Source organism: Halopseudomonas salina, from assembly GCF_014637955.1.
Lineage (GTDB): Bacteria > Pseudomonadota > Gammaproteobacteria > Pseudomonadales > Pseudomonadaceae > Halopseudomonas > Halopseudomonas salina.
In genome coordinates this window covers 421,086-441,734 of sequence record NZ_BMFF01000004.1, presented here as the reverse complement: position 1 = coordinate 441,734, position 20,649 = coordinate 421,086, and the positions used below count along the sequence as shown (strand labels likewise).

The window sequence follows — 20,649 nt, the reverse complement described above, 5'->3', positions numbered from 1 at the left end:
CGTCATCCTCGCGAAGGCGGGGATCCATTGGATGGTGCGGCGAGCGCGGAGCTGGTCCGAAACTGCGGAAGGTCAAAATGGGTTCCCGCGTGCGCGGGAATGACGACGGAGTATTAGCGCGCGCAGGGGTGGTGGCGACACGGCTTGGATTCCCGTCTTCGCGGGAATGACGGTATGTGGCGGGAATGACGGTGTGAGGTTTGCGCGGAATCCGTAGGATGACCTCGCCCTCTCCCTAAGCGTCATCCTCGCGAACGCGGGGATCCATTTTGATTTTGAGAAAGCGGGGTTGAACATTGCGTTGGGTTGGGGCGGTCCCGTTACTTCTTTTCTTTTTTACCCAACCGCACAGCAATAACATCACAGGGCGCGCCGTGCAGGACGTCGTTGGCTGTGGAGCCTAGTAGTAGCGCGAGACCGTGGCGGCCGTGGCTGCCGACGACGATGAGGTCACAATTCTGTTCTGTCGACACCCGGTGGATCTCGTGGCGGGGATGGCCGAAGGCGATTTGCAAACGGTCTTCCGGAAGCCCATAGTCGCCGGCAAACGCCTGCATCCTCTCTCTGGCCTGGTCGAATTGCTGCTGTTGCAGCATAGACAGGTCCATGGGCACATCACCGCCATAGGCCATGGCGAGGGGCTCGACCACATGCAGGAGCGTCAGTTTGGCATCCAGTGCCTTGGCAAGGGCCATGGCATGGTCGGCTACCGAGCGGCATTCATCGATCAGGTCGACGGCGACCAATACGTGGGAATAGAGCATGCAGGTTTCTCCTGTTTTTCAGCCCGATAGTAACAGTCTTTTTCGCGCAGTCCAGCTCTGCAGCGGCCTTCTGGGCGACAGCGCAATATCCGCCCCAGCGCCGGGCGCGCGCCTGTGACCTGGGTAATAGTGGCGGTGGTTGCTGCGATACTGGTTGCGAACCTGCTCAAACTGTTGCCCCGTGGGCGTATGCTGCATATACAGCGTCTGCGTGAAGCGGCGCGCAAGCTTGGCTACAGAGTGGAGCGGCAGCCTGAAACGGCAGCTGGTGCCCAGCTGGAACATTGCGTTGGCTATAGACAGTCACTGGAGCGCTGTTCAGTACAGCAGGAGTTCAGTTGCGAGCGGGATGGGCAAGGCTGGCGCTGGTTACTGGGTTCTGCGGACAACGCGCTGGCGCTGGCGGTACTGGATACATTGCCGCAGGCTGTGCAACGCATTGACCGTCAGTCTTTCTCGGTGTTGGTATTCTGGATCGAGCCGGATTCCATAGCTACGCTTGAACAGCTGGATCTCGCATTGGCTCCTTTACGCCAGTCGCAGGCGGGCTGACCGCCGGTCCTTGTCTCGATCCGTTCTAGGTATAGCTGCTAATTATCTGAATTTAAAAGATAAAAAAATGAAATATGCTCATTTCTAACAGCCGGGCAAGACGCGCCCATGTCTGCTTTAGATTGACAACAGCCCGGATTTGCACGAAGGTGTGCGCACCCGAATCAAACGAGCGTATGAATTGTTCGGCATTCTCACCGAGCAAACGCCCCGGGAACTATCATGGCATCCTCCGATGAGCTGCTTCAGCCAACGCTGCGGGCAGCGTCGGAATTGCTTTTTCTCAAGTGCTTACACAGCGTGGAGATCAGTTGATGATTTACGAAGGTAAAGCCATCACGGTTCAAGCCCTTGAAGACGGCATCGTCGAGCTCAAGTTCGATTTGCAGGGCGAGTCTGTCAACAAGTTCAATCGTGCGACCCTGGCGGAGCTGCAAGCTGCCGTCGAGGCCATCCAGTCCGATAGCAGCATCAAGGGCCTCATCGTCACCAGCGGCAAGGACGTGTTCATTGTCGGTGCCGACATCAACGAGTTCGTTGACACCTTCCAACTGCCCGAGGCAGATCTGGTCGCCGGCAACCTCGATGCCAACAAGATCTTCAATGCCGTTGAAGACCTGAAAATCCCCACCGTTGCTGCCATTAACGGCATGGCGCTGGGTGGCGGTTTCGAAATGTGCCTGGCCTGTGACTACCGTGTCATGGCCGCCAGTGCCAAGGTCGGCCTGCCTGAAGTCAAACTGGGTATCTACCCGGGCTTCGGCGGTACCGTACGTACTCCACGTCTGATCGGTGTCGATAACGCCATCGAGTGGATCTGTGGTGGTACTGAAAACCGTGCCGACAAGGCCCTGAAAATGGGTGCTGTTGACGCTGTTGTAGCCGACGACAAGCTCAAGGCAGGTGCTCTGGATCTGGTCAAGCGTGCCATCAGTGGCGAGTTGGACTACATGGCCAAGCGTCAGCCCAAGCTGGAAAAGATCAAGCTCAACACCATCGAGCAGATGATGGCGTTCGAAACTGCCAAAGGTTTCGTTGCTGGTCAGGCTGGCCCGAACTATCCGGCGCCGGTTGAAGCGATCAAGACCATCCAGAAAGCCGCTGCCCATGGCCGCGAAAAGGCACTGGAAATCGAAGCCGCTGGTTTTGCCAAGCTGGCCAAGACCTCCGTTGCCCAGGCACTGGTCGGTCTGTTCCTGAACGATCAGGCACTGAAAGCCAAGGCCAAGCAGTATGACAAGCAAGCTGCAGACGTGAAGCTGGCCGCTGTACTGGGCGCAGGCATCATGGGTGGCGGTATTGCTTACCAGTCTGCCGTCAAAGGCACGCCTATCCTGATGAAGGATATCCGCGAGGAAGGTATTCAGCTGGGTCTGGACGAAGCGTCCAAGCTGCTGGGTAGCCGCGTTGCCAAGGGCCGCTTGAAGCCTGACCAGATGGCCAAGGCACTGAATGCGATCCGTCCGACCATGTCCTACGGTGATTTTGGCAACGTCGATATCGTCGTTGAGGCCGTTGTCGAGAATCCCAAGGTCAAGCACGCTGTGCTGGCTGAGGTGGAAGGTCATGTACGTGAGGACGCGATTATCGCTTCCAACACTTCGACCATCTCCATCACCTATCTTGCCCAGGCGCTCAAGCGTCCGGAAAACTTCTGCGGCATGCACTTCTTCAACCCCGTGCACATGATGCCCCTGGTTGAAGTTATCCGTGGCGAGAAGTCCAGCGAGAAGGCGATTGCCACTACCGTTGCCTACGCCAAGAAAATGGGCAAGACCCCGGTTGTCGTCAACGACTGCCCCGGCTTCCTGGTCAACCGCGTACTGTTCCCATACTTCGGCGGCTTTGCTCGCCTGGTAAACATGGGCGCCGACTTCCAGCGCGTCGACAAGGTCATGGAAAAGTTTGGCTGGCCCATGGGCCCGGCTTACCTGCTTGACGTTGTAGGCCTGGACACCGGGCACCACGGTCGTGATGTGATGGCTGAAGGCTATCCCGATCGCATGGCTGATAACGTGCGCACCGCCGCTGACGTCATGTATGACGAAGGTCGCCTGGGTCAGAAGACCGGCAAGGGCTTCTACGCGTACGAGATGGACAAGAAGGGCAAGCCGAAGAAGGTTGTCGATCCGCAGTCCTACGAGCTGATCAAGCCAGTGGTTCAGGAGAACCGTGAGTTCACTGACGAGGAAATCATTGAGATCATGATGGTTCCGCTGTGCCTTGAGACCGTTCGCTGCCTGGAAGACGGCATCGTTGAAAGTGCTGCCGACGCCGACATGGGTCTGATCTACGGTATCGGCTTCCCGCCCTTCCGTGGTGGTGCGCTGCGCTATATCGACACCCTGGGTGTGGCCGAGTTTGTGGCCATTGCTGACAAGTATGCCGAGTTTGGTCCCATGTACGCGCCGACTGAAAAGTTGCGTGAAATGGCCAAGAACGGCAAGAAATTCTTCGGTTAACCGCGGAACGCACAGAGCGAGAGTGAATCTATGAGCCTGAATCCGAGAGACGTCGTTATTGTCGACTTCGGCCGCACCCCGATGGGCCGTTCCAAGGGTGGCATGTACCGTAATGTTCGTGCCGAGAACCTGTCCGCCGACCTGATCACCGGTCTGCTGGCACGTAACCCGAAAATTGATCCCGCAGAAGTGGAAGATGTGATCTGGGGCTGTGTAAACCAGACCCTGGAGCAGGGCTGGAACGTTGCCCGCATGATCTCCCTGCTGACGCCGATCCCGCACACCAGCTCCGCGCAAACCGTGAGCCGTCTGTGTGGTTCTTCCATGAGCGCGCTGCACACTGCTGCCCAGGCGATCCAGACCGGTAACGGTGATGTGTTCGTGGTAGGTGGTGTGGAGCACATGGGCCACCTGAGCATGATGCACGGTGTTGATCCAAACCCGACCCTGTCCCTGTACGCTGCCAAGGCGTCCGGCATGATGGGTCTGACTGCGGAAATGCTGGGCAAGATGCACGGTATCAGCCGCGAGCAGCAGGACCAGTTCGCCCTGCGTTCGCACCAGTTGGCGCACAAGGCAACCCTCAATGGTGGCTTCAAGGATGAGATCATCCCGATGCACGGCCACGATGCTGACGGTTTCCTGAAAGTGTTCACTGAAGACGAGACCATCCGTCCCGAGACTACCCTGGAAAGCCTGGCGGCCCTGCGGCCGGCGTTCAATCCCAAGGGCGGTACCGTGACAGCCGGTTCTTCTTCGCAGATCACTGACGGTGCTTCCTGCATGATCGTGATGTCTGCCGAGCGCGCCAAGGCCTTGGGTCTTGAGCCGATGGCGGTTATCCGTTCAATGGCTGTTGCTGGTGTTGATCCGGCGATCATGGGCTACGGTCCGGTCCCGGCTACCCACAAGGCGCTCAAGCGCGCTGGCATGACCATGGATAACGTCGATTTTGTCGAGCTGAACGAAGCCTTTGCTGCCCAGGCCCTGCCTGTGTTGAAAGACCTCAAACTGCTGGACCAGATGGAAGCCAAGGTCAACCTGCACGGCGGCGCGATCGCACTGGGTCACCCCTTCGGCTGCTCCGGCGCCCGCATCTCCGGCACTCTGCTGAACGTGATGAAGCAGAATGGCGGCACTGTTGGTGTCTCGACCATGTGTATTGGTCTGGGGCAAGGCATCACTACCGTATTCGAGCGTGTCTGATACGGTTGTGGTGTGACCAGAAACCGGGGCCTAGTGCCCCGGTTTTTGTTTGTGGGTTGCAAGTTTGGTAGCTCGGTGCGGTTGCTGGACTGCTGATTGTTTGAGCTCTGTGTGCGGCGCCGACGACCAAGGGCCTGTGTTCGGCACGCTACAAGCCATCCATGGGGCTCGTCGCTGGCCGTCCCTGGCCAGCGACGGCACTCACACAGGCCCTTGGTCGTCGGCGCCAACTTAAATCGAGCCTCCTGCACGGAACCCGTTCTTTGGGTTCGTTCGTTGGTCCAGGATCCGAGTCAGTATCGGCACAGCGCCCCAAAGGCCTTTGCGCGACCGTCGGAGCACAGGGACGTGCGACGACGAGCCCCAGGGATGGCTAGTAGCGTGTCGCGCAAAGGCCTTTGGGGCGCTGTGCCGAGCACATAAGATGCAGAATCAGTATCGACTCCACACTCTACGCTAACCTATAAGCCGCCGAGCCAAGTCATAAGCAAACAAGGAACACGACATGTCACTAAAGCCAGGACTCTACCGCCACTATAAAGGAAAGGATTACCAGGTCGTGGGTGTGGCGACACACTCGGAGACAGAAGAATCCCTGGTGGTGTACCGCACGTTATATGGGGATTTTGATCTGTGGGTGCGGCCCCTGGACATGTTTACGGGCAACGTCGTGCTTGACGGCGAGCCTACGCCACGCTTTACCTTTATCAGCGAAGACGTGTAGGCTCTGGCCCTCCGTGGGTCTGTGCGAGCTTCCAGACGCCGCGGCGCATTACTCCATGTCCGACAGGACATCCAGATTCGATAGAGCTAGGAATACAGTTACCCATGGGAAAAGCACTGGTCATTGTTGAGTCTCCCGCCAAGGCGAAGACGATCAACAAGTATCTTGGCAACGACTTCATCGTCAAGTCGAGCATTGGTCACATACGCGATTTGCCCACCAGTGGCAGCGGCAAGACCGAGACCAAAGCCAAGGGCGGCCGCAAGGCAGCTTCTGCCGCTCCCGAGGTAGACAAGAAAACCAAGGCACGCATGCAGCTGGTCAAGCGCATGGGCGTCGACCCCGAGAATGGCTGGAAGGCGCACTACGAGATCCTGCCGGGCAAGGAGAAGGTCGTAGAAGAGCTTCGTCGCCTGGCCAAGGACGCCGACGCCATCTATCTCGCGACGGACTTGGACCGCGAAGGGGAAGCTATTGCCTGGCACCTGCGCGAATCCATTGGTGGTGATGAAAGCCGCTACAAGCGTGTGGTGTTCAACGAAATCACCAAGAAAGCCATTCAAGGTGCGTTTGCCAAGCCCGGCGAGCTGGACATCAACCGCGTCAATGCCCAGCAAGCGCGGCGCTTTCTGGATCGCGTCGTGGGCTATATGGTCTCGCCTTTGCTCTGGCAGAAGATAGCCCGTGGCCTGTCGGCCGGTCGTGTTCAGTCGGTGGCAGTGAAGCTCATTGTGGATCGCGAGCGTGAGATTCGCGCGTTCATACCTGAAGAGTTCTGGGAAATTCACGCATTGCTGGATACACCGCAGAGCGATTCGGTGCGTTTTGAAGTCGCCAAGCACAACGGCAGCAACTTCCGCCCGGTCAACAAGGCTGAGACCGATGCCGCCCTGAAGGTGCTCAAAGACGCTGACTACAGCGTTGCCAAGCGTGAAGACAAGCCGACCAGCTCCAAGCCCAGCGCACCTTTTATTACCTCTACGCTGCAGCAGGCGGCGAGTACGCGCCTGGGCTTCGGCGTGAAGAAGACCATGATGATGGCTCAGCGCTTGTATGAAGCGGGCTACATCACCTACATGCGTACGGACTCGACTAACCTCTCCGCCGATGCGATTGCCATGGCGCGCGGCTATATCGAAACCAATTTCGGCGAGAAATACCTGCCTGAAAAGCCCAACATGTACAGCAGCAAGGAAGGCGCTCAGGAAGCCCACGAAGCGATCAGGCCGTCGGACGTCAAACTCAAGACCGGCGATCTCAAGAGTATGGAAAAAGACGCTGAGCGGCTTTACGAGCTTATCTGGCGTCAGTTTCTGGCCTGCCAGATGGTGCCCGCCCAGTATCTGTCCACGCTGATCACCGTTGAAGCCGGGGATTTCGAGTTGCGCGCCAAGGGTCGCATCCTCAAGTTCGACGGCTATACCCGGGTAATGCCGACCCAGGGCAAGGGTGGCGAGGACGAAGTGCTGCCCGACATGAAGGTCAAGGACAAGCTGGCGCTGCAGAAGCTCGATCCCAAACAGCACTTCACCAAGCCGCCAGCGCGCTACTCCGAAGCCAATCTGGTCAAGGAGCTGGAGAAGCGCGGCATCGGCCGGCCCTCTACCTATGCGTCCATTATTTCGACCATTCAGGATCGGGGTTACGTCTCTCAGAATAACCGCCGGTTCTATGCCGAGAAGATGGGTGACATTGTTACCGAGCGCCTGGCAGAAAGTTTTCCCAATCTGATGGACTACAGCTTTACCGCGACCATGGAGGAGTCCCTGGACGAAGTGGCCCAGGGCGGCGTGGTCTGGAAAAAGGTTCTGGATAATTTCTATGCTGACTTCAGCCTCAAGCTGAGTGCCGCCGAGTCGGCCGAGGAAGGCAAGGGCATGCGCTCCAACGAGCCGACCCTGACAGACATCAAGTGCAAGGACTGCGGCCGGCCGATGATGATTCGCACCGCGTCAACCGGTGTGTTCCTGGGTTGTTCGGGCTATGCATTGCCGCCAAAGGAACGCTGCAAGGCGACCGTGAATCTGGTGCCTGGTAACGAAGTGGCCGCCGATGATGAAGAGGGTGAGTCCCGTGTACTGCGTAACAAGCGTCGGTGCCCGGTGTGCAGCACCGCGATGGACAGCTACCTGGTAGACGAGCAGCACAAGCTGCACGTATGCGGTAACAATCCCGACTGCCCCGGTTTCGAAATTGAAGAAGGTGCTTTCAAGATCAAGGGTTATGATGGTCCAAGGTTGGATTGCGATAAGTGCGGCAGCGAGATGCAGCTCAAGACGGGTCGTTTCGGCAAATACTTTGGCTGTACCAATAGCGAATGCAAGAACACCCGCAAATTGCTGAGAAATGGCGAGGCTGCGCCGCCGAAGATGGATCCGGTGCCCATGCCCGAGCTGGCCTGTGAAAAGGTCGATGACGTGTACGTGCTGCGCGATGGCGCTTCGGGCATGTTCCTGGCCGCCAGCCAGTTTCCGAAGAACCGCGAAACCCGCGCGCCATTGGTGAAGGAATTGCTACCGCATCGCAAGGAAATCGATCCCAAGTATCATTTCCTGCTGGAGGCGCCGGTAGCGGATCCGGACGGCGTGCCGACGGTTATTCGTTACAGCCGCAAGACCAAAGAGCAATATGTTCAGAGTGAAGTCGACGGCAAGCCCAATGGATGGCGCGCCTATCATGACGGCAAGCGCTGGGTCGAGGATGACAAGCGGCCGAAAGCCAAGAGCTGAGGGTTGACCCATGGCCAATGAAGTCTATACCCGTACCAACCAGGCTTTGTATTTTGCCCGCCTGGCGATCGAGTCTTGGTCCGAGGCTGAAACCTCGGATGCGCTGTCTGCCTTCACTATGACGCGCTACCACCGCGAGCATGCGTTGTTTCATCTGCATCGTGCCGTACTGGCGGTTGCCCATGAAGTTGCTGACCGCTATCGCTGGCCGTTGTTGGAGGTTCGCTCGCTGGACATGATGCTCGACCCGCAGACCGTTGAGCGTTTCCCAGGGCCTGAACTGGCTGAACTGAGCGAGCTGGCCAAGGCATCGGACACCTGGCTGGGGCGGCTGCTGAAAGGGTGGGATATCCTGAATCTACCGCCGCGACCAGAGGAGGCCAAGGCGCCTGCCGATGACCTGATTGCGGTCAGCGCAGTCAAGGCATCGGTTGATTGGTCTCTGGTCGATGCACGTGAAGCTCACACCGCTCTGACCGAGCGCGTTGGCTGCTACCGTGAAGGGATGGTGGAGTGGTAGCAGTCCCTGCGATTGCTCGCAGCATTGTGTTAAGCTGCGCGGCCAATCAACAGGAGACCCGACATGTCCTCTTCATCGTTTCTGGAGATAGTAGAGCTGGAAAATGGCAAAGTAGCTCTGCGCCGCTCCAATGAAGAAGCCGAGCCCCTGGTGGTCATCGAGTTTTCTGCTGACGCTCAGGACTTCCTGCAGGGCCATTACATCGAAGTTGCCAAGGCAATGATCAGCGCTGGTATGCAGGTTGCCGGTCAGGTGATGGAAGAGGGTGAGCCCTATTCGGAAGGCCGTATCCTGCACTAGGCGCACGCCCTTGTGATGCTTGAAGGGGGTTGAGGTGCTATTCACAACCCCCGTTTGCTACTTCGCTCAGCGCTTTTACGCCGCCAGACAGCTATCCAGACATACATTCAGACTCTGACAGCGACCTTTGCCAGCGGCCAGGCGTAACTGCTGACTTGCACGCCCACTCTGACCGTCTGTTGCCAGCCAACTCACCACAGTATGACTACAGCCGAGGCTGAGTAATTCACAACAGAGTTCAAGGCTGTCCATTCCCGGTTTGCATCTGACGATCAGTATCCGTTCCGGATTGAGCCCCGCGTTACGCAGCCACTGGTGGCTTACCGTTTCGGGGGGGTCAAGCAGTGTCAGCCAACCAGGTGCATCGGCCTGGCTTAGATCGCGCAGGACTGGTGCCAGCCATTGCAGGCACTGCCTGGGAGCGCCATTGAGGCGGATCTCGCTGAAGGCGTCTTCGGGCTCGGCGTGGCGCGTCGGTCGCGTGCTGGCCAGCGCCGGCTTTGACGGAAGTGCGTAGCGGGACGCCATCAGAGCATTATGAAAGAGCTCCGGTTGTACGGCGGTACTGATTGATCGGTGATGGTCGTGGGAATACAGCATATTGAACCCCTCTAGCGGCGTATTACGCCGACACTCAAGCCTTCGATGGTCAGTTCCTCTTCACCCAGATCAACTTCTATCGGTGCAAAATCCGGGTTTTCTGCGTGAAGCAGAACCTTGCGGCCCTGTTTCTGAAAGCGTTTCACGGTAACTTCATCGCCAATGCGGGCAACCACGATCTGCCCGTTACGGGCAACGGCGGTGCGATGAACTGCCAGCAGATCGCCGTCAAGAATGCCGACGTCGCGCATACTCAGACCCTGCACCCGAAGCAGGTAATCGGCCCGGGGATGGAAAAACCCCGGGTCTATCTGGCAGTGATCCTCGATATTTTCCAGTGCCAGCACCGGCGCGCCTGCTGCTACCCTGCCGATGACGGGTAGCCGCCCCTCGGGGGTATCGATATCCTGTTCGGGTAGACGTATGCCCCGGGACGCACCCGGAATCATTTCAATTGCCCCTTTACGGGCCAGGGCGCGCAGATGATCTTCCGCCGCGTTGGGCGATTTGAATCCGAGTACCCGAGCTATGTCTACACGGGTAGGGGGATAGCCGTTGGCATCCATGTACTCCTTGATGAAGGCAAGGATCTGTTGTTGTCTGGCGGTCAGTTTCTGCATCCGGCTCTACCTGTTTGTATATACAGTAACTGTGATTATATACAGTTGTTAGTGGAGGGCAAGGGGCAGTCTCAATTCTGTCAATGACCTGGTTTCGTTTTGGCTGCTTGACACTGAATGCGTTTGAAACGTATGTTTGAAACAAATGTTTACTAGCGGAATCGCCCATGGCCCAGTCTGATACTGTCGAACGCATTCTTGATGCAGCCGAGCAACTCTTCGCCGAGAAAGGTTTTGCAGAGACATCGTTGCGCCTGATCACCAGCAAGGCGGGGGTGAATCTGGCGGCGGTAAATTATCACTTTGGTTCCAAGAAGGCCTTGATTCAGGCGGTATTCGTGCGTTTTCTGAATCCCTTTGTCAGCAGCCTGGAGCAGGAACTCGACCGTCATCAGCAGCAGGGCAGTGCTTCTCAGCTTACCCTGGAACAGTTGCTCGAGATGCTGGTGAGACAGGCACTGACCGTGAAGCCGCGCAGCGGCAACGATCTGGCGATTTTCATGCGCCTGCTGGGGCTGGCCTTCAGTCAGAGTCAGGGTCATCTGCGCAAGTATCTTGCAGAGGTTTATGGCAAGGTGTTTCAGCGTTACATGCAGTTGGTGTTTACTGCGGCTCCGCAATTGCCGCCAACCGAGCTTTTCTGGCGGGTGCACTTCATGCTGGGTAGCGCTGCGTTCACGATGTCGAGCATGAAAGCGCTGCGCGCGATTGCCGAAGCGGAATTCGACACTCAGACAGGTATTGATCAGGTGCTCAAGCTGATGGTGCCGTTTCTCGCGGCGGGCATGCGCGCAGAGAGCGTCATGCCGTCCATAACCGCCGGGACCCAAACCCGGTCCGTCCCCGAACCAGTCTGATATTCCCCGATCGCTATTGTGTCTGTGAGTCAGCAGTACTATTGCCTGCTGGCTTTGGTTTCCCCTCTGCGCCGGTTTCCTAGCGCGGGCTGATCCGTTATCGTGTGAGCACTTTTAACGGAGGTGGCTATGTCGCTGGATCTGATCCTCGTCTCACTGGCTTCCCAGCGCCTTATCGGGCTCAGCGGCGGGATGCAGGTGTGCGATTATCCTGTTTCCACTGCGCTCAAGGGTGCAGGGGAGCAGGACGGGTCCGGATGTACTCCGCGGGGCGTGCATCGGGTCAGGGCACGGATCGGTGAAGGCCAGCCCTTGGCCTCGGTGTATATCGGTCGTCGTCCGACGGGTGAGATCTGGTCCCATGAACTCGCCCGGCAGCACCCACAGCGCGACTGGATTCTTACCCGGATATTGTGGCTGTGTGGCGAGGAGTCGGGATTCAATCGAGGCGGCAGGCAGGATTCCCAGCGCCGCTATATATACCTGCACGGTACCCCTGACGACCAACCTATGGGTGTGGCGCTATCCCATGGCTGTGTGCGCTTACGTAACAGCGACATGCTTGTGCTATTCGATCTCACGCCAGTAGGCTGCCGCGTTGAAATTCACGAGCAGGCTTTAGATCTGCTCATGCCCGCAAAGACTTGAACGGAGTAACACTGTTGAAACAAGGCACCCTGATGCTTGATGTGGCCGGTACCTGGCTTGATGCGGCTGATCGCCATTTGCTCAGACAGCCCGAGGTGGGCGGTATCATTCTGTTCGCTCGCAATACCGAATCACCGCATCAGGTTCGTGAACTGGTGCAGTCAATCAGGGCCGTGCGACCTGATATGCTGATCGCAATAGACCAGGAGGGTGGACGGGTACAGCGCCTGCGCAATGGCGTCGAACGCTTGCCGGCGTTGCGCCGTATTGCAGCCCTGGCCAGCTCCGGGGATATGGGCCAGGCTGAGGCGGCGGCGAGAAGTGCTGCCTGGGTAATGGCTACCGAGATGCTCGCCTGCGGTATCGATATCAGTTTTGCACCGGTTCTCGATCTGGATCATGGCCGCAGTGATGTTATCGGTGACCGTTCCCTTGGGGGTGACCCCGAGCAGGTGGCCAATCTCGGCCGAGCTTATATAGAGGGTTTGCACACAGCAGGGATGGCGGCGACCGGTAAACATTTTCCTGGCCACGGCTGGGCGGAAGCAGACTCCCATACGGATTTGCCGGTTGATGAGCGCAGCGAAACGCAGATCCGCGCAAGCGACCTTGTGCCTTTCAGGGATCTTGCCGCATTGCTGGATGGCATTATGCCGGCCCATGTGGTGTATCCGGCGATCGATGAGCAGCCGGCTGGCTTTTCCCGACGCTGGCTGCAGGACATTCTGCGCAGCGAACTGGGCTTCAGCGGGGTGATCTTCAGCGACGACCTGACCATGGCGGGCGCCCATGTTGTAGGTGGCATTACCCAGCGAGTTGACGCTGCATTGTCATCGGGTTGCGACATGCTGTTGGTATGCAATGATCGTGGTGCGGCCGAGGAGGCTCTGACGCATTGCCAGCAGATCGGCCTGAATCCCCCAGAGCATCTGGCAGCCATGCTTGCACGCCGCCAGCCGGGTATTGACTATAAAGCTGACCCACAGTGGTCTTCCGCGCTTCACCTGTTGCGCGAAGTGGGATTGCTTGGGGAGCATGCATGAATGACTTGATCGACAATCTGCCTCTGGACAACCTGCCGCTGGCCGGGCAGCTCTGGGTCTACAAGGTTTTTGCCATCGTGTTCGCGTCGCTGATATTGGCCTACGTGGGCAAGCTGATACTCGACCGACTGGAAGCCCGTGCCACGATCAGTCCGAACGTCTGGGATGACGCGCTGGTAATCGCGCTGCGCCGGCCGCTTTGGGTACTCATATGGAGTATGGGACTGTTGTGGGCGGCGCGGATAACGGCATTGGAGATGGACGAAGACTTTGCGGACGTGCTCGAGAGTGTCCAGAGCGTGCTGCTGATAGGTTTGCTCGCCTGGTTTCTGCTGCGTCTGGCGAGTCGAGTCGAGGAGCGCCTGGTTGATTCCCGTTATCTGCAAAAGCCCATGGATCAGACTACTGTCAGCGCTATTGGCAAGTTGTTGCGTATTTCGGTAGTTATCACCTGCGGTCTGGTCATATTGCAGACGCTGGGGTACAGCATTGGTGGCGTGCTTGCCTTCGGTGGCATCGGCGGTATCGCGGTGGGTTTTGCCGCCAAGGATCTGTTGGCAAACTTTTTTGGTGGTTTGATGGTCTACCTTGACAGGCCTTTCTCGGTGGGCGAGTGGGTACGTTCGCCGGACAAGGAGATTGAAGGCACGGTCGAGCATATCGGCTGGCGTCTGACACGCATACGGACCTTCGATAAACGCCCTATTTATGTGCCGAATGCGATTTTTACCAACGTCGTTCTGCAGAACCCGTCGCGAATGACGCATAGGCGCATATTCGAGCATATCGGTATCCGTTATGACGACATCCAGCACATGGAGCCCATCGTCAAGGCTGTCCGCGAGATGCTCAAGGAGCATCCGGATATCGCCCAGGATGTGACCCAGATGGTCTATTTCGACCGGTGTGCGGCCTCGTCTGTGGATTTTTTCATCTATTGTTTTACCAGTCCTGTGTGGGCTGAATTTCACCGGGTGAAGGAGGATGTATTGTTGAAGATTCTGGCTATTGTGTCCGAGCACGGGGCGCAGGTGGCGTTCCCCACATCGACCCTGCATGTGCCTGACGGGCTGACGCTGCGTAGCGGTGAAGTCGAGCCTCCGTCTGCCAACCAGGCGGGTAACCCGCCGCAGGTGGGTTCATGAACGCCCTGGCCATTATTGGCGGTACTGGTCTGACCCGACTACCTGGCCTCAAGCGTACCGGTGAAGCCAGTTCGGAAACGCCCTTCGGTACTGCTTCGGCGCCCGTCATCAAGGGTCTCATGGCCGGCCGGGAAGTGTTCTTCATGGCGCGCCATGGGGACCCTCATCGTATACCGCCCCATCGGGTCAATTATCGGGCCAATCTATGGGCTCTCAAGGAGGCGGGCGCTGATGAAATACTGGCAGTCAACGCGGTCGGCGGCATTCATCCGGCCATGGGAGTAGGGCATTTTTGCGTACCCCATCAGTTGATCGATTACACCTGGGGCCGGCACAGCACTTTTTTTGAGGACGATCTGGATGAGGTCACGCATATCGACTTTACCCATCCCTATGATGAGGGCCTGCGTCAGCGGCTGATTGGCGTGCTGGCGCGAGTCGGCGTGGCGCACAGTGCCTATGGTGTCTACGCAGCGACTCAGGGCCCCCGGCTGGAAACTGCGGCGGAGATCAGTCTGCTGGAGCGCGACGGCTGTGACATAGTCGGCATGACTGGAATGCCTGAGGCGGCGCTGGCCCGAGAGCTGCAGTTGCCCTATGCCAGTCTGTCACTGGTAGTCAATCCCGCTGCAGGCAAGGGCAAGGGCGTGATCACCATGGCAGATATCGAAAAAGTGATGGAGAGCGGCATGGAGCAGGCGCGGGCTGTCATCAATGCGATGGTCGCCGGCGCCTGAGCCAAGTTCCTTTAGCGACTGTTAACCCGGACCAGCATGCCCATGCTCTGGTGGTCGAGATAATGCACCTCGTTCAGACGCAAGCGACGGGACTGGTGCAGTTTCTCGCTGACAATACTGTCGGCCTGGCCATCCTGGCTGCGAGTGCCAGTGTGCCGCCAAGCCTTTACCTCGAGCGCCATTGATTCCTCGGCGCGCTCCAGACCAAGCACCGCTTCGACGGGATAATGCTCGCCCAGCGTTTCCCCCTGGTGTATCGCTACCTTCAGGTTACTGTCAGCCGGCTGGATCCAGGCCTGATGCATGAGTATTCGGTAGCCATTGGCCGCGAGCTTGTCCGCCTCCCTGTCCATGCGAAGCTGGGTTACGTCCAGTTTGCGCACATCACTGCGGGCGGTATCTTCGAGCATCACAGCGTCATTGGCCCAGTTGTAGTCGGGGGCACGGTTGCCGCTGATCGGGGCTGAGGGTTGGGCGAACACAATGGCCTCGACCTGGTAGGTGCCCGCATCCTGGGCCTGGACGGTGCTTGCCAGAACAGAGATAGCGACGAGTGCGGGCAGCTGCAGAGTGCGAATAACGGAGTTCATGAACGTTTTCCTTTCCCTTTGGATGGCTGGGATTGCTGCGGTGGTGCTTCCAGACGGTCAATCAGTGCCTCAACCGTATTCAGGCGCAGATCCGATGCTCCCATGGGCGCACTGAAGCGGAACAGGGTAGCACCCTCAAGTTTATACCGATTGGGCTGATCCTGGATCAGTTTGACCAGCGTCATCGGGTCAACCTGGGTGTTGCTGGCAAATTCGAGACGGCCATGCTCGGGCCCGACATCTATTTTGCTGATTCCCAGAGGAGTGCAGCGCAATTTCAGGGACGTAACGCGGAACAGCGTCTTGGCTGCCTCAGGCAAGAGGCCGAACCGGTCGATCATCTCCACCTGCAGATCCTTCAAAGCCTCGTCATCGGTGGCATTGGCTATGCGCTTGTAGAGAATCAGGCGGCTGTGCACGTCTGGCAGGTAGTCATCCGGGATCAGAGCCGGTAGACGCAGGTTGATATCCGGCCCGCCTCCCAGAGGCTGATCCAGGGACGGTTGGTTGCCCGACTTGATTGCCTTGATAGCCCGATCGAGCATGTCCATGTACAGGGTAAAGCCGATGGCCTGGATCTGACCGCTCTGGCCGTCGCCCAGCAGTTCGCCGGCGCCGCGGATTTCCAGGTCATGGGTGGCCAGGGTGAATCCGGCTCCCAGTTCCTGGGCTGCGGCAATCGCTTCCAGACGCTTTTCGGCGTCGCTGGTCAGCTTCTTGCCGTGGGGCGTGAGCAGGTAGGCGTAAGCCTGGTGGTGGCTGCGGCCGACACGACCGCGTAGCTGGTGCAGCTGAGCCAGGCCGAATTTGTCGGCCCGCTCGATAATGATGGTGTTGGCGTTGGGTACGTCGATACCGGTTTCGATGATGGTGGTGGTCACCAACACGTTGAACCGCCGGTGATAGAAGTCGCCCATCACCTGTTCCAGCGCGCGTTCGGGCATCTGTCCGTGGCTGATACCGATGCGCGCTTCGGGCACCAGTTCAGCCAGGTCTGCGGCGCATTTCTCGATGGTCTGCACCTCGTTGTGCAGGAAGTAGACCTGCCCACCGCGGAGCAGCTCACGCAGGATGGCTTCCTTGAGCACCGGCGCCTGTTGCTGCATGACGAAGGTGCGCACGGACAATCGGCGTGCCGGTGGCGTGGCGATAATCGACAGCTCCCGCATGCCCGACATGGCCATATTCAGGGTGCGCGGAATGGGTGTGGCGGTTAGCGTGAGCACATCCACTTCACTGCGCAGGGCTTTGAGCTGTTCTTTCTGGCGGACGCCGAAGCGGTGTTCTTCGTCGATGATCATCAGTCCCAGGTTTTGAAACTGGATGTCGCCCTGCAGCAGTTTGTGGGTACCGATCATGATATCCACCTTGCCCTCGGCGAGTTCGCCGATGGCAGACTTGATTTCCTTGGTGGACTTGAAGCGCGACATGACCTCGACCTTGACCGGCCAGTCAGCAAAGCGGTCGCGAAAGCTGTTGTAGTGCTGCTGAGCGAGCAGGGTGGTGGGTACTAGTACCGCAACCTGCTTGCCACCGTGTACCGCCAGGAAAGCTGCGCGCATGGCGACTTCGGTCTTGCCGAAGCCGACATCGCCGCACACAAGCCGGTCCATCGGCTGTGACTTGACCATATCGCTGATTACCGCTTCGATGGCTGCTTCCTGATCGGCGGTTTCCTCGAACGGGAAGGCATCGGCGAACGCCTGATAGTCGCGTTCCGGTGCACTGAAACTGAAGCCCTTGCGGGCACCTCGGCGGGCGTAGACATCAAGCAGTTCGGCAGCCACGTCGCGGACCTTTTCGGCCGCCTTGCGCTTGGCTTTTTGCCATTGTTCCGAGCCCAGGCGGTGTAGCGGGGCGTGTTCGTCCTCGCCACCGGTGTAGCGGGCGATCAGGTGCAGGTTGGCTACCGGGACATAGAGCTTGGCTTCGTCGGCGTATTCCAGGGTGAGGAATTCGGCCTGCTGGTCTTCAACGGTCAGATTGACCAGGCCCAGGAAGCGGCCGACGCCGTGGTCGATATGCACCACCGGTGACCCTTCGCGGAGCTCGGTCAGATTGCGAATGACCGCATCGCCCAGGTCGGTGGCCTTGCCGCGACGCCGGCGCTGCATGACGCGCTGGCCAAACAGCTGATTCTCGGCAATCAGTGCGATGGCGGGCGAGCCGCAGAGCATGCCCTGGTCAATGGTTGCCACCATGATCGAGTGCGGCGCAGTGCTGGCGAGAAACTCTGGCCAGCTTTCCACCGTGCCCGGCTTGACCTCGATGCGTGCCAGCAGGTCGAGCATCGCCTCACGGCGTCCGGCGCTTTCCACGACGTACAGAATTCGCCCTTCAAAAGAGCTGGCAAAGGATTCAAGGGCTGCAAGGGGCTGATCCAGCCGATTGTCTATTGGCAGCTCAGGCGGCGGCTGGCAGCTGAAGTGAATGTTACCGGCGGCGGGCCCGATGGATTCCTGGTGACAGACAATCCGTGGAAAGCGCTTGATCAGCGCGAAACAGTCCTCGACGCTGAGAAACAGCTCCGCCGGTGAGAGCAGCGGACGTGTCTTGTCGACGCTCTGCTCCTGATAGCGGTTACGTACGTCGGTCCAGAAGTGTTCGGCGCTGCCCTCGATGCCAGGCAGACTGAACAGCAGGGTATTGTCTGGCAGATAATCAAACAGGCTTTGCAGTTCTTCAAAAAACAGCGGCAGGTAGTATTCCACCCCTGCTGGCACCAGCCCCTCGCTCAGATCCTGATACACCGGGCAGCGTCGGTAGTCGACGTCGAAGCGCTCACGAAAGCGGGCGCGGAAGCCGGTCAGGGCTGCCTTGTCCAGCGGAAATTCCTTGGCGGGTAACAGATGGACCCGCTCGACCTTGTCGATCGAACGCTGGGTCTCTGGGTCGAAGGTGCGCAGGGTCTCGATTTCATCGTCAAACAGGTCGATGCGCAGGGGCAGGCGGCTGCCCATCGGATACAGATCCAGCAGCGCGCCGCGCACGGCGTAGTCGCCATGCTCGTATACCGTATCGACGCATCGATAGCCGGCCGCGTCCAGATTCAGGCGCATCTTGTCCATATCCAGCTGCTGGCCCAGCTCGAGCATGAGCACCGAGCCGCCGAGGAAGGAGCGTGGCGCGATGCGGTGCAATAAGGTCGTCATGGGCACAACAAGAATGCCCTGGGTGACCGACGGTAGCTGGTAAAGCGTCTTCAGGCGCTGGGAAATGATGTCCTGGTGCGGCGAAAAACGGTCATAGGGTAGAGTTTCCCAGTCCGGGAAGCTGAGCACGGGCAGATCTGGAGCGAAGAACCGCAGCTCCCGTTCCAGTTGATCGGCCATGGCCGTATCAGTGGTTATGACCAGACTCAGGCCCGGGTGCAGCAGGGCGCCCTCGGCTATGGCTAGCGCCCTGGCGGCTCCGGTCAGGTTGCCCCAGGCCGTCTTGCCATGGCCGGCGAGTGCATCGGCAGAGGCAAGAATGGTTTTGTTCGCAGGCATGCGTTGACTGTCCATCTGTAAAAAACGCCAAGTGTACCTGTGTACGCATGACTATGCCGCGGTTACAGCGCTTTTCCCGGAATCATTGCCTCGGTGCCAGAACAAAAGCATAATATCGGCCCTTTAGAGCCCATGACCTGGAAGGAAAAGACGTGACTCAAGCCCAATATGACCAATGTCTGGAAAACTGGACGGATCGTGAATCCACCGCCGAAGCGATGATTCCGCTGATCGGCCGTCTGTACCGCGAGCACAACGTGGTCACCTCGATCTATGGTCGGGGGCTGGTGAATCGTTCTGTTATCAGTATCCTCAAGTCCCACCGCTTTGCGCGTCAGATCGACGATACCGAGCTGTCAGTACATGACACCTTCCCGCTGATCAAGGCTCTGCTGGATCTGAACCTGGGTCCTGCCTCGATCGATCTGGCCCGCCTGGTTGATAAGTTCCGCCGTGAAGGTGGGGATGATCTGGACGCTTTCCTGCGCACAGAGCTGGCTGATGTGATCGGGCACAAGGGCGAGCGCCGCCAGGGCCGTGATGTTGTGCTTTACGGCTTCGGACGTATCGGTCGGTTGTTGGCGCGCATCATGGTCGAGAAGATAGGTGTGGGCGACGGCCTGCGTCTGCGCGCCATTGTTGTGCGCAAGGGTGCAGTTAATGATCTGGCCAAGCGTGCCAGTCTGCTGCGTCGCGATTCGGTGCACGGTTCCTTTCAGGGCACGATCAAGGTGGATGAGGAAAACAACACCCTGACGGCTAACGGCATGATCATCCAGGTGATCTATGCGAGTAACCCCAGCGAAGTCGATTACACCCAGTACGGTATAGAAGACGCCATTGTCGTAGACAATACTGGCGTATGGCGTGATGCCGAGGGTCTGTCCCAGCACCTGAAGTGCCCGGGCGCATCTCAGGTAGTTCTTACCGCTCCGGGCAAGGGTGACCTGAAGAACATCGTTCACGGCATCAATCATGCGACGATTTCGCCGGACGACAAGATCATTTCTGCTGCGTCCTGTACCACCAACGCTATTGTCCCAGTTCTCAAGGCGATCAACGACAAGTACGGGATCGTCAACGGTCATGTGGAGACTGTTCACTCCTACACCAACGACCAGAACCTGATCGACAACTTCCACAAGGGCAACCGTCGTGGTCGCAGCGCTGCACTGAACATGGTCATCACTGAAACGGGTGCTGCCAAGGCAGTTGCCAAGGCGTTGCCGGAGCTGGGCGGCAAGCTGAGTGGTAACGCGATTCGTGTACCTACGCCCAACGTGTCCATGGCCATTCTCAATCTTAACCTTGAGAAGGCAACTGATCGTGATGAGGTCAATGAATACCTGCGTTACATGGCGCTGCATTCTGACCTGCACAAGCAAATCGATTTCACCAATTCCCAGGAAGTGGTTTCCAGTGATTTCGTGGGTTCACGCCATGCCGGTGTGGTGGATGCCGAGGCTACCATCTGCAATGACAATCGTCTGATTCTCTACGTCTGGTATGACAACGAGTTTGGTTACAGCTGTCAGGTTGTGCGGATTCTGGAAGATCTGGCGAACGTCAATCCCCCGGCTTTCCCGGTCTGAGCAGACACTGCTTGCTTGTGCAGGTAGTGAGTAATAAAAAAGGCGCCTCTGGCGCCTTTTTTTTGAACT

General features: G+C 58.2%; 18 protein-coding genes. 13 read left to right on the top strand and 5 right to left on the bottom strand.

Going from position 1 to position 20,649, the window contains the following annotated elements; translation table 11 throughout:
* Window positions 1-320: 320 nt before the first annotated feature.
* Window positions 321-764 (bottom strand): universal stress protein, encoded by a 444-nt coding sequence (locus tag IEV54_RS12035; RefSeq protein WP_150276745.1) that lies wholly within the window; start codon window positions 762-764, stop codon window positions 321-323.
* A 114-nt stretch (window positions 765-878) separates the two neighbouring features.
* Here IEV54_RS12035 and IEV54_RS12030 point away from each other — a divergent pair, with 114 nt between their 5' ends.
* The 7 genes from IEV54_RS12030 to IEV54_RS12000 all read left to right on the top strand — a co-directional run bounded on the left by IEV54_RS12030 (window position 879) and on the right by IEV54_RS12000 (window position 9,257).
* Entirely contained in the window at window positions 879-1,316 is a 438-nt protein-coding gene (locus IEV54_RS12030) for a hypothetical protein (protein WP_150276746.1), read from the top strand.
* A gap of 314 nt (window positions 1,317-1,630) precedes the next feature.
* A complete protein-coding gene (gene fadB / locus IEV54_RS12025; RefSeq protein WP_150276747.1) occupies window positions 1,631-3,778 on the top strand; it encodes a fatty acid oxidation complex subunit alpha FadB in 2,148 nt (715 codons plus the stop codon).
* Between the two features lie 30 nt (window positions 3,779-3,808).
* Complete coding sequence (gene fadA, locus IEV54_RS12020; protein WP_150276748.1) at window positions 3,809-4,984, top strand: acetyl-CoA C-acyltransferase FadA; 1,176 nt, start codon at window positions 3,809-3,811, stop codon at window positions 4,982-4,984.
* A gap of 505 nt (window positions 4,985-5,489) precedes the next feature.
* Complete coding sequence (locus tag IEV54_RS12015; protein ID WP_150276749.1) at window positions 5,490-5,708, top strand: DUF1653 domain-containing protein; 219 nt, start codon at window positions 5,490-5,492, stop codon at window positions 5,706-5,708.
* Window positions 5,709-5,812: 104 nt separating this feature from the next.
* Window positions 5,813-8,437 carry a type I DNA topoisomerase gene (gene topA, locus IEV54_RS12010; RefSeq protein WP_150276750.1) on the top strand — a complete coding sequence of 875 codons (2,625 nt, stop codon included), beginning with the start codon at window positions 5,813-5,815 and terminating at the stop codon, window positions 8,435-8,437.
* A gap of 10 nt (window positions 8,438-8,447) precedes the next feature.
* A complete protein-coding gene (locus tag IEV54_RS12005) occupies window positions 8,448-8,957 on the top strand; it encodes a DUF6586 family protein (RefSeq protein WP_150276751.1) in 510 nt (169 codons plus the stop codon).
* A gap of 63 nt (window positions 8,958-9,020) precedes the next feature.
* Window positions 9,021-9,257, top strand: a complete 237-nt coding sequence (locus IEV54_RS12000) for a hypothetical protein (protein WP_150276752.1) — start codon at window positions 9,021-9,023, stop codon at window positions 9,255-9,257.
* Between the two features lie 75 nt (window positions 9,258-9,332).
* On the opposite strand, the gene sulA is transcribed toward IEV54_RS12000, so the two are convergent.
* Window positions 9,333-9,857: an SOS-induced cell division inhibitor SulA gene (sulA, locus tag IEV54_RS11995; RefSeq protein ID WP_150276753.1), complete on the bottom strand. Its 525-nt coding sequence runs from the start codon at window positions 9,855-9,857 to the stop codon at window positions 9,333-9,335.
* 11 nt (window positions 9,858-9,868) lie between these two features.
* Complete coding sequence (gene lexA / locus IEV54_RS11990; RefSeq protein ID WP_150276754.1) at window positions 9,869-10,477, bottom strand: transcriptional repressor LexA; 609 nt, start codon at window positions 10,475-10,477, stop codon at window positions 9,869-9,871.
* A 167-nt stretch (window positions 10,478-10,644) separates the two neighbouring features.
* On the opposite strand from lexA, the gene IEV54_RS11985 reads away from it, so the two are divergent.
* From IEV54_RS11985 to IEV54_RS11965, 5 genes are all read left to right on the top strand, one after another.
* Window positions 10,645-11,334 carry a TetR/AcrR family transcriptional regulator gene (locus IEV54_RS11985; RefSeq protein ID WP_150276755.1) on the top strand — a complete coding sequence of 230 codons (690 nt, stop codon included), beginning with the start codon at window positions 10,645-10,647 and terminating at the stop codon, window positions 11,332-11,334.
* Window positions 11,335-11,463: 129 nt separating this feature from the next.
* On the top strand, window positions 11,464-11,982 hold the full coding sequence (locus tag IEV54_RS11980; RefSeq protein ID WP_150276756.1) for a L,D-transpeptidase: 519 nt from the start codon (window positions 11,464-11,466) through the stop codon (window positions 11,980-11,982).
* Window positions 11,983-12,014: 32 nt separating this feature from the next.
* Window positions 12,015-13,025 (top strand): beta-N-acetylhexosaminidase, encoded by a 1,011-nt coding sequence (nagZ, locus tag IEV54_RS11975; RefSeq protein WP_150277096.1) that lies wholly within the window; start codon window positions 12,015-12,017, stop codon window positions 13,023-13,025.
* A complete protein-coding gene (locus IEV54_RS11970) occupies window positions 13,022-14,170 on the top strand; it encodes a mechanosensitive ion channel family protein (protein WP_150276757.1) in 1,149 nt (382 codons plus the stop codon). Before nagZ ends, IEV54_RS11970 begins: the two co-directional genes overlap by 4 nt.
* Window positions 14,167-14,907: an S-methyl-5'-thioinosine phosphorylase gene (locus tag IEV54_RS11965; RefSeq protein ID WP_150276758.1), complete on the top strand. Its 741-nt coding sequence runs from the start codon at window positions 14,167-14,169 to the stop codon at window positions 14,905-14,907. Before IEV54_RS11970 ends, IEV54_RS11965 begins: the two co-directional genes overlap by 4 nt.
* Window positions 14,908-14,918: 11 nt before the next feature.
* On the opposite strand, the gene IEV54_RS11960 is transcribed toward IEV54_RS11965, so the two are convergent.
* Both IEV54_RS11960 and mfd read right to left on the bottom strand, forming a co-directional pair.
* Window positions 14,919-15,497 (bottom strand): CsiV family protein, encoded by a 579-nt coding sequence (locus IEV54_RS11960; protein WP_150276759.1) that lies wholly within the window; start codon window positions 15,495-15,497, stop codon window positions 14,919-14,921.
* Entirely contained in the window at window positions 15,494-18,988 is a 3,495-nt protein-coding gene (gene mfd / locus IEV54_RS11955) for a transcription-repair coupling factor (protein ID WP_150276760.1), read from the bottom strand. Before mfd ends, IEV54_RS11960 begins: the two co-directional genes overlap by 4 nt.
* Window positions 18,989-19,140: 152 nt before the next feature.
* On the opposite strand from mfd, the gene IEV54_RS11950 reads away from it, so the two are divergent.
* Window positions 19,141-20,580 carry a glyceraldehyde-3-phosphate dehydrogenase gene (locus IEV54_RS11950; protein ID WP_150276761.1) on the top strand — a complete coding sequence of 480 codons (1,440 nt, stop codon included), beginning with the start codon at window positions 19,141-19,143 and terminating at the stop codon, window positions 20,578-20,580.
* Window positions 20,581-20,649 lie beyond the last annotated feature (69 nt).